The 10,008-nt window shown below is 57.0% G+C and carries 7 protein-coding genes; 2 read left to right on the top strand and 5 right to left on the bottom strand.

Annotated features, from left to right (window positions below; genetic code table 11):
- A partial coding sequence (locus RTK32_RS13305) for a 2Fe-2S iron-sulfur cluster-binding protein (RefSeq protein ID WP_312044688.1) occupies positions 1-436 on the bottom strand: 436 nt, incomplete at its 3' end.
- Positions 429-2,210, bottom strand: coding sequence for a fumarate reductase (quinol) flavoprotein subunit (frdA, locus tag RTK32_RS13300; RefSeq protein ID WP_312044686.1), 1,782 nt, complete (start codon positions 2,208-2,210; stop codon positions 429-431). The genes RTK32_RS13305 and frdA, both read right to left, overlap by 8 nt.
- Before the next feature lie 263 nt (positions 2,211-2,473).
- Between frdA and epmA the strand changes: the two genes are divergently transcribed.
- Positions 2,474-3,451, top strand: coding sequence for an elongation factor P--(R)-beta-lysine ligase (gene epmA, locus RTK32_RS13295; protein WP_312044684.1), 978 nt, complete (start codon positions 2,474-2,476; stop codon positions 3,449-3,451).
- A 339-nt stretch (positions 3,452-3,790) separates the two neighbouring features.
- On the opposite strand, the gene mscM is transcribed toward epmA, so the two are convergent.
- The 3 genes from mscM to rsgA all read right to left on the bottom strand — a co-directional run bounded on the left by mscM (position 3,791) and on the right by rsgA (position 9,167).
- A complete protein-coding gene (mscM, locus tag RTK32_RS13290; RefSeq protein WP_312044683.1) occupies positions 3,791-7,120 on the bottom strand; it encodes a miniconductance mechanosensitive channel MscM in 3,330 nt (1,109 codons plus the stop codon).
- Positions 7,121-7,129: 9 nt separating this feature from the next.
- Positions 7,130-8,029, bottom strand: a complete 900-nt coding sequence (asd, locus tag RTK32_RS13285; RefSeq protein ID WP_312044681.1) for an archaetidylserine decarboxylase — start codon at positions 8,027-8,029, stop codon at positions 7,130-7,132.
- Between the two features lie 88 nt (positions 8,030-8,117).
- Positions 8,118-9,167, bottom strand: a complete 1,050-nt coding sequence (gene rsgA / locus RTK32_RS13280; protein WP_312044679.1) for a small ribosomal subunit biogenesis GTPase RsgA — start codon at positions 9,165-9,167, stop codon at positions 8,118-8,120.
- A 91-nt stretch (positions 9,168-9,258) separates the two neighbouring features.
- Here rsgA and orn point away from each other — a divergent pair, with 91 nt between their 5' ends.
- Positions 9,259-9,804 carry an oligoribonuclease gene (gene orn, locus RTK32_RS13275; protein WP_312044677.1) on the top strand — a complete coding sequence of 182 codons (546 nt, stop codon included), beginning with the start codon at positions 9,259-9,261 and terminating at the stop codon, positions 9,802-9,804.
- Positions 9,805-10,008: the final 204 nt, after the last annotated feature.

The following is a 10,008-nucleotide window of genomic DNA, read 5'->3' as shown; positions in this document are numbered from 1 at the left end:
ACTGGTGATAGCGTGCCATTTGCGCCGGCGTCTGCCGGTTAGGGCCGTTCTGTGCCAGCGAGGCATCGCCGATAATCCAGGGTTTCATCGCCGCCAGGTTTTCAATAAAGCGGCTCATATCCACCACCAAATCGCGCTCGACAGGAAAGTTAGCCAGCGGCTCCACGCGTATCCCTTGCGGATAGTGGCGCAGGAACGTTTTACAGGCGAGTTTCGGCACGCCGTCTACCATCATGCCGCAAGAGCCGCAGATAGCCATGCGGCAGGACCAGCGAAAGGAAAGGTCACCTGCCAGGTTATCTTTAATAAACCCTAACGCGTCCAGCAACGAGGTTTGTTCGTCCCAGGGAACCGCATAGGTGGCAAAGTAAGGGGCCTTATCCGTTTCCGGGTTATAGCGTTGGATGGCAATGTTGCAGTGCATCAGGTCAGCCATTCTGTGCCTCCTTATGTTCTGATTCCGCACCGTAAACGCGCTTAGCCGGTGGAAGGCGGGTAATCGATACCTTGCCCCATTCAATGGTTGGCGCTCCCTTTGCGTTGAAAAAACTCAGCGAGTGCTGCAAAAAATGGTCGTCATCGCGTTCGCGGCAGCCTTCATCCAGACGCTGGTGCGCGCCGCGCGACTCCTTACGCTCAAAAGCGGCGTGCGCCATACATTCCGCTACGTTCAGCCCGTGTTCCAGTTCAATGGCGTAAAGCAGCTCGGTATTGAACACGCTGGAGCTGTCGCGGATGCGGACACGGCTAAAGCGCGCTTTCAGCTCTGCCAGCTTGTCGATAGTCTGTTGCATCAGTTCCGGTGTGCGATAGATACCGCAGCCTTCTTCCATCGTCATGCCCATTTCATCGCGCAGAGTTGACCAGCGCTCATCGCCCGGTTGATTAACCAGCGCCTTCAGACGCTGTTCGCAGTCCCGGCTCTGCGCGTCCAGCGCGGCGGTACCGAAGTTGCGGTTTTCCAGCGCTCTGTTGGCGGCGTTTTCACCGGCCAGGCGACCAAATACCACCAGCTCCGCCAGCGAGTTTGACCCCAACCTGTTAGCACCGTGCAGGCCTACTGACGAGCATTCGCCTACGGCAAACAGCCCGCGTAAAGTGGTTTCACAATGGGCGTCCGTCGCGATACCGCCCATGGTGTAGTGCGCTGTCGGACGGATAGGAATAGGGCTGGTAACAGGATCGACACCGACGTAGGCTTTGCTCAGCTCGCAGATAAACGGCAGGCGCTCCAGCAGCTTTTTCTCGCCGAGATGACGCAAATCAAGGTGGACGACCTCGCCGCGCGGCGTATGAATGGTGCGGCCTTTTTGTGACTCATGCCAGAAAGCCTGCGACACTTTGTCGCGCGGCCCCAGTTCCATATATTTGTTTTTCGGCTGGCCGAGTGGCGTTTCCGGGCCCATACCGTAATCCTGCAGGTAGCGATAGCCGTCCTTATTGACCAGGATCCCGCCCTCACCACGGCAGCCTTCGGTCATCAGGATGCCGGAACCGGGCAGCCCGGTTGGGTGATACTGCACAAATTCCATATCCCGTAGCGCCACGCCATGACGTAGCGCCATGCCCATCCCGTCGCCCGTGACGATGCCGCCGTTGGTGTTGTAGCGATAGACGCGGCCCGCGCCGCCGGTGGCCAGCACCACCGATTTCGCCAGAATTTTTATTAGCGCGCCCTCCATCATGTTCATGGCAACCAGCCCGCGCGCCTCGCCGTTATCCACCAGCAGGTCCAGAACGAAATGCTCATCAAAACGGACAATCTGGGGGTACTTTAGCGAGGTCTGAAATAGCGTATGCAGCATATGAAAGCCGGTCTTGTCGGCAGCGAACCAGGTGCGTTCGATTTTCATGCCGCCAAAACGGCGAACGTTGACCGAGCCATCTTCACGGCGACTCCACGGGCAGCCCCAGATTTCCAGCTGGGCCATCTCCTGTGGGCAGTGCTGTACGAAGTAGTCCACCACATCCTGCTCACACAGCCAGTCACCGCCGGATACGGTATCCTGAAAATGCAGATCGAAGCTGTCATGGGCCTGCGTGACGGCGGCGGACCCGCCTTCAGCGGCCACCGTATGGCTACGCATAGGATAAACTTTTGAAACCAGCGCAATGGTAAGCGAGGGATGGGCCTCTGCAGCAGCGATAGCCGCCCGTAGCCCCGCACCACCAGCGCCGACTATTACCAGATCGGCAGTAAAAGTTTGCACGATATTCTCCCTGTCAGGCCGTTATAGAAAGGATGAGGGGAACGCCCTCGGTTAACGGAGACCGCAGTATAAAACCGGAGGTAGCGGGCAAAATTGATGTGCTCGGGCATACAGGTGAAAAAATGACGGTAATAATGGTAGGGCGTTAACGTTTTCCGCTGTGGACGAGGCTGCAGGCCCGCCGTTTTTTTCACGACGTAGGTTTGTTTGTACGAAGCGCCTCGGGTAGACTGCTTCACCCTGAACCCTGAGGAGTACAAAATATGAGCGATACGGCCAGCTGGCAGCCGAGCGCGCCCGTCACTAACTTGTTAAAACGGGCGGCGATAATGGCTGAAATCCGGCGTTTCTTTGCCGATCGTGGGGTGCTGGAAGTGGAGACCCCGGCGATGAGCCAGGCCACCGTAACCGACATTCACCTGTTTCCTTTTCAGACGCGTTTTGTCGGGCCGGGTGCGGCGCAGGGGCTGGATCTCTACCTGATGACCAGCCCGGAATACCATATGAAGCGGCTGCTGGCGGCGGGCAGCGGGCCGATTTTTCAGCTTTGCCGCTGCTTCCGTAATGAAGAAGCGGGACGCCACCATAACCCCGAGTTCACCATGCTGGAGTGGTACCGGCCGCATTATGATATGTATCGGTTAATGAACGAGGTGGACGATCTGCTTCAGCAGGTGCTGGAATGCGCGCCTGCGGAAACGCTCTCCTACCAGCAGGCCTTTCTGCGTCATCTGGAAATGGATCCGCTGTCTGCGGATAAAACGCAAATGCGTGAAGTAGCGGAAAAACTGGGCGTGGGCGATTTAGCTAACCGCGAAGAAGATCGCGACACGCTGCTACAGCTGCTGTTTGTCACTGGCGTTGAGCCGCAAATTGGCAAAGAGAAACCGGCGTTTGTTTATCATTTTCCAGCCAGCCAGGCGGCACTGGCGGAAATCAGTACTGAAGATCATCGTGTGGCTGAACGCTTTGAGGTTTATTTCAAAGGAATTGAGCTGGCCAACGGCTTCCGTGAGCTGACCGACAGCCGTGAACAACGCCAGCGTTTTGAGCAGGATAACCGCAAGCGAGCGGCGCTCGGCCTGCCGCAGCAGCCGATTGATACTCACCTGCTGGACGCACTGGCCCACGGAATGCCGGAATGTTCCGGTGTGGCGCTGGGGGTGGATCGCATTGTGATGCTGGCGCTCAAGGCATCGCAGCTGAGCGAAGTCATCGCTTTCTCCGTCGACCGCTGCTGATTTAGCCTGAAAAAAGGCCAGGGATTGCTCCCTGGCCTGCCTGTTTCTGGCGGGCTGTACAGCCTGCCTGACTCTTTTGTGCTTCCAGCCTCTGCATATCCAGTCTGCCAGACTCGCTTGTGCTTACCAGCCTCTGCATACCCAGTCTGCCAGACTCGTTTGTGCTTACCAGCCTCTGCATACCCAGCCTGCCTGGCTCGCCTGTTCTTCCTGCCTCTGCATGTCCAGTCTGCCAGATTCTTTTGTGCTTACCAGCCTCTGCATATCCAGTCTGCCAGACTCGTTTGTGCTTCCGGCCTGCGCAGGTACTGCCTATCTGCTTACTGTGCTGGCTCGCTTTTACAGTCCGCCTGATTTATACGTTCTGGCCGCCGGAGCGCCGTTGTTGACCGGTGTTTTACGTCCGATAGTTTCCATCCGCACCTGGAAAGGTGGGAAGGGCATCTCCAGCCCGTGCTCGTGGTAACCCTGTAGGATCAGCTGATGCAGTTCGTGACGCAGCGGCATCCTGTGCCCCATCTCCGCTGCATGAATACGCAGTTCAAACAGCTGAATGCCCTGTTGTAAATCCACCAGAAAGGCTTCCGGTGGCGGCGTATCAAGCACGTACTGACAGCGCTGCGCGGCGGTCAGCAGCACGTTGGTCACTTCTTCGCTGTTGGCCTCTGACGATGCCGGAATAGTCAGCACCACGCGCGTAACGGAATCGGAAAGCGACCAGTTAATAAACTGCTCGGTAATAAAGGCTTTGTTCGGCACGATAATTTCTTTGCGATCCCAGTCGGTAATCGTTGTCGCGCGCGTGTTGATGCGCGTAATGCTGCCGGTCAGGTCGCGAATGGTAACGGTATCGCCGATGCGGATCGGTTTCTCAAACAGGATAATCAGACCGGAAATAAAGTTGGCGAAAATCTCCTGCAGGCCGAATCCCAATCCCACACCAAGAGCCGCCACCAGCCATTGCAGCTTCGACCAGTCGATACCAATCATTGAGAACCCGGTCAGGCCGCCAACCAAAATCAGCGTGTATTTGGTTAGCGTAGTGATGGCGTAGCCGGTGCCAGGCGTCAGATTAAGGTGTTGGAGCAGCGCCAGCTCAAGCAGCGCTGGCATATTGCGCACCAGCTGAGTGGTAATAATCAACACCAGGACGGCGATCAGCACCGAGCCGAGCGTGATCGGTTCAAGGCTTTCCACGCCCTGTACCGTTGTGCTGGCATCCCACAGCCTGATATTTTCCAGAAAGCCAAACGCTGAATGGATCTCCGACCAGAGGACAATGACCGACACCAGCGCAATCAGCGTCAGGATGGAACGCACCAGCCGCAGCGACTGGGCGCTGATCGCATCCAGATCGATCACCGGTTCATCGACTTCGGTTTCCGGGCTTTGCGTCGCGGCAGTTTCTTCCTCGCCTTTAGCACGCTGTGCAAGAATCTCTGCACGACGGTTGCGTGCGCGATCGAAAGCGATGCGGCGGCGCTGAATAAGCATCCAGCGGCGGATAATGTGGTAAATGATCAGCAGCAGGAACCAGATTGCCAGCGAGGTTTCCACCCTGGCCAGCAGGGCCTGCGCGGTTGCCAGGTAACCAATACAGGAAGCCAGCGCGGCAATCAGCGGAATGCAGATCATCATGTTCCACAAAATATTGCTGATAAAGTTTTCGCCGTTGCCTTCTTTATCCAGGTAAAGAGGAATGCCCGCACGTTTCAGGCTGATGGTAACCAGGCTCAACGCGCCGCAGATCAGGATAAAGCAGAGGCGGCCCAGCGTGGCGGAAAAGTGGCGCTCATCCAGGTTATCGAAGCCTATCAGTAGCATGATCAGCGGCACCACAAAGCCGATGCAGAGCGTATAGAAACGCATCGCCCGCGCCACCCGATTATGCTGCCAGCGAAAATGCACAATAAACAGGCCTTTAGACCGGGCAAAGCCCGCACTGATCATAAAGGCCCAAAGCAGCGGCACGGTAGCGGTGATGCCATCGCCAATAGCCACGGCGACGGGGTAGGGCCAGGCGTGCTGTAAGCCATAGCCCAGCGCCATCCAGAGCACCGGCAGCGGCAGCGCAACCAGGATCGACCAGAACACGGTGCGCATGGTCAGCCCAAAGCGATCCTGGGTAACTTTGCCCACCTTACTGGCGGAACGGTCAAGGAAATCACGATAGTGGCGACGCGAGCTCAGGCTGAAGCCCACCAGCAATACCGCGCCGATAATGGGCAAAACGGTTTCCCGGTTGGTAATCATCATGACCAGCGCACCGCCCAGCTGGCCCAACGTATTCAGCGAGAGCAGATTACGTAAATCGCGCATCAGCAACAGCGGGAAGTTGAGGTGCACGGCGCCGACGTCGGCCGTCCAGAACAGATAGCGGTGCGTTGCTTCTTTGATCTCTCGCAGCGCATCTTCAAGCTGGCCGTTGGCGACTTTAAGCTTGGTGACTTCCAGGATCAGGTTATCGCTGCCGGAAAGCAGCGAGCCAATCAGCTCACGCTGGGTTTTTAGCTGGGCATCCAGAATCCGGTTCTGTTCGCTGGTGAGGGGCGTACCGTCATCCTGCCTGAGCTGACGCAGCTGTTGTTGACGTTCCAGCAGGTCTTCATAGTGCAGCCGCTGTACGCGCAGCTGGGCCATGTCGTTGTCCAACTGCTGCGGTTTAGGCATTTCCGGCAGGCGAGCGACCTGGGCACGCAGGGCCTCGCCCAGCACGGTGGACACGCCAAGCCACTGCGACTGCTCGCGGATAGTGCTCAGCGCCTGACGTACCTGAATAGTTTGATTAACGGCAGTGCGTTGCTGCGAGGCGACCAGATCCATCCGCTGCGCCTGTTCATTCAGGGCGGCGGACAGCTCGCGGTTAATACGAAATTGTTCGCTGAGTTTTTGTGGCAGTTCGCCGCTGTTTTCCGCCAGCTGTTCCGTTTTTTCCAGGGCGATTTCGGCTTCGCGCTGGCGACGGCTGTTCAGCTGATTGCGTAGCGCCTGCAAATACGCATCTAACTGGGTGGCCTTGCGCTGGTGAAGTTCTCCGCGCATACGCGCCAGTTCCTGGCGATTATTGGCGGAAAGCTGCGCCAGCTCCAGCTCGTCGACGCGGGCTTTGCGCGCCGCCGACTCTGCCTGACGGGCAGAGAGCTGCGCCTGGGCAACCGGCGTGCCGGGCGTTGGCTGAGCCTGAAGGCGCCGTTCGATTTCATTCAGCGCCCGTCGGGCATCGGTTTGCTGCTGCGGCAGCTGGGCCAGCGAGTCACTGATCTCCCTGGCTCGATCCTGTTCCTGCTGCGCCTGGCGACCTTCTTCCAGCAGCTGGCTACTGACCTGCAGGATCTCCTGATCCAGCTCCGCTGCCGTCATGGTATTGCTCACCGGTTTGCTGCTGTCACTCAGCGCAACCAGCTGCTGGCGTAGTTCGCGGGAAAGGCGCGGGAAGTCGTCAATAACCTGCTGATAGTCGCTGGCGTTGGCTTGAGACTTCTGCAGGTCGTCGAGCCAGTTTAACGCCGACTGCAGCGCATCGACGGTTTCCGCCTGATTGGGCGTGTCCTGAGCGGACTTTGCCTCTTCCAGAGCCTGTTTAATCTGCGCAGCGTCGGGCGCGCTGGCGGCCCAGGCGGGCTGGAGCAGCGTCCAGCCCACGAAAAGAATAACGATCAGGCGTAACATACGTCTCTGCTATGGATGATGTAAGACTTCTTCAGCACTGGTTTTTTGCAGTGCGATAGCCAGCGTCTGGCCCAGACGCGTAGTGGTTTCCGGCGTCAGGCTTTCCGCCAGTTTTACCTTACCTTCGGCGAACAAATTAATAACGGTGGAGCCGAGCTTAAAGCGGCCCATTTCCTGGCCTTTCAGCAGCACTACCGATCCTTCCTCATCCGCACCTGGCCAGCGCCAGCGTTTGATCACGCCTTCGCGCGGTGGCGTGATGGTGCCTGCCCAGACGGTTTCGATACTGCCTACAATGGTGGCGCCAACCAGAATCTGCGCCATTGGGCCAAATTCGGTATCGAACAGGCAGATAACACGTTCATTACGGGCGAACAGATTAGGAATGTTTTGCGCCGTCAACGGATTCACGGAGTAGAGATCGCCAGGCACGTAGATCATCTCACGCAGGATGCCATTGCAGGGCATATGCACGCGGTGATAGTCGCGCGGGGCTAAGTAAGTGGTGACAAACTCGCCGTTGCGGAACATATCGGCCATCGCTACGTCACCCGCCAGCAGCGCCTCCAGGGTGTAAGTGTGGCCTTTAGCCTGGAAAATACGATCGTCGTCGATGTGGCCCAGCTGGCTAATCGCGCCGTCGCACGGCAGCACCAGCAGGTTGGGATCGGTTTCAATGGGGCGGGCCTCGTCACGCAGCGGACGAACAAAAAAGTCGTTAAACGTCCGGTAGCTGGCGGTATCCGACTTTTGCGCCTCTTTCATATCGACTTTGTAGAACCAGACAAAAATATCAATAACGGCTTTAGTCAGCCAGCCGGCGCGCTTGCCTGCGCCCCAACCAGCCAGTTCAGTAAGGCCTTTTTTCGGCAAAACAGCATTCAGGCCGAGCTTCAGACGATCCAACACAATAGCCTCCTGGCTTTCTGAAATAATTAAGGGTGCGGATTGTAACAGCGTCCGTGCATTCCGGCTACGGCGCCCGCCGCGCGGATCTTCAGTCGCTGTTTTCAGAAAAACTGCGGCGCGTTTTTAACTGCATATCGGACATGCTGTCCAGGATTCGGTGGTAGTTGGCAAAACGCGACGCATCAATCTCCTGGCGTTCTACAGCTTCACGGATAGCACAGCCCGGATCGGTGTCGTGCTTGCAGTCACGAAATTTGCAGTGACCTAAAAACGCACGAAATTCGACAAATCCTCGGGTAATTTGTTCCGGTTCCAGATGCCATAAACCGAATTCGCGCACGCCCGGGGAATCGATAACGTCACCGCCGTTAGGAAAGTGGTAAAGACGGGCGGCAGTAGTGGTGTGCTGGCCAAGGCCGGAGACGTCAGAAACATCATTGGTCAGGATTTCCACTGCCGAGTCCAGCCCCAGCAGCGCGTTAAGCAGGCTCGATTTGCCTACGCCTGACTGACCGGCAAAAATGCTGACCCGATCAACCAGTGCGGCTTCCAGCTCGCTCAGGCCCTGCTTGCGATGGCTGGAAACCATGATGACGCGATAGCCGATCTTGCGATAAATAGTCATCTGCTCTTCGACAAAGGCTCTGCCTTCGTCATCCAGCAGATCCGTCTTGTTCAGCACCAGCAGCGGTTCGATATCCAGCGTTTCGCTGGCTACCAGATAGCGGTCGATGATATTCAGCGACAGCTCCGGCAGAATGGCCGAGACGATAACGATCTGATTGATATTCGCGGCAATAGGCTTTACGCCATCGTAGAAATCGGGACGGGTCAGCACTGAAGTGCGTTCATGCACCGCTTCCACGATACCTTTAGCGCTCTGCACGCCGGGCCGCCAGAGTACGCGGTCGCCGGTTACCAGCGAACGAAGGGTGCGGCGAATATTACAGCGGTGGACGCTGCCGTCAGCATCTTCCACATCGGCGTGCATGCCAAAACGGCTGATCACTACGCCATCGCGCGCCTCACCAAACAGGCTATCGTCCGGCTCCGGCTTGTCGGCGCGCTGCTTCAGGCGGCGCTCATGGTTGGCACTGACGCGACGTTGCTGACCTTTAGACAGTTTGTTTTTACTCACTCTTCCTCACAGGCTTAGCTTCGCCCTGACAGGGCAAAACGTTTATGATACACCCTAACGTATGATGATATAAGCCACGGCGAGAAACCCTATGACAGTAAATGCCAGTAATCTGATCTGGATTGACCTTGAAATGACCGGCCTGGACCCGGAACAGGATCGTATTATCGAAATCGCCACGCTGGTGACCGATGCCGATCTGAATATTCTTGCGGAAGGCCCGGTGTTTGCCGTCCATCAGTCCGATGCGCAGCTGGCGCTGATGGACGAGTGGAATGTTAACACCCATACCGGCAGCGGGCTGGTTGAGCGAGTAAAAGCGAGTCAGTACGACGATCGCGCCGCCGAGCAGGCAACGCTGGCGTTTCTGAAAAAGTGGGTGCCGGAAAACAGTTCCCCTATCTGCGGCAACAGCATCGCTCAGGATCGCCGTTTCCTGTTTAAATATATGCCGGAGCTGGAAGCTTACTTCCACTATCGCTATCTGGATGTCAGTACGCTCAAGGAGCTCGCACGTCGCTGGAAACCGGAGATACTCGCGGGCTTTAAAAAGCAGGGCACTCACCAGGCGATGGATGATATCCGTGAGTCGGTGGCCGAGCTGGCTTATTACCGCGAGCACTTTATCCAACTGTAGTAACAGAGTGCTGACAAAGTTAGCGTTATGCTGGTTTTGTCAGCAGTCAGGCGACAAAGCGAAAAAAAGTCGGCTCGCAGGCTTGCGGCGATTCTCATTTCTCGTATAATGCGCTCCCCGTACAGGAAGAGTTTTTACCTGATACGCAGAGCGGGAATAGCTCAGTTGGTAGAGCACGACCTTGCCAAGGTCGGGGTCGCGAGT

Origin of the sequence: Erwinia sp. (genome assembly GCF_031978025.1) — a bacterium.
In the GTDB taxonomy this organism is placed as follows: Bacteria; Pseudomonadota; Gammaproteobacteria; order Enterobacterales; family Enterobacteriaceae; genus Erwinia.
The sequence above is the reverse complement of the archived record's forward strand: the minus strand, read 5'-3'. Positions and strand labels throughout refer to the sequence as shown.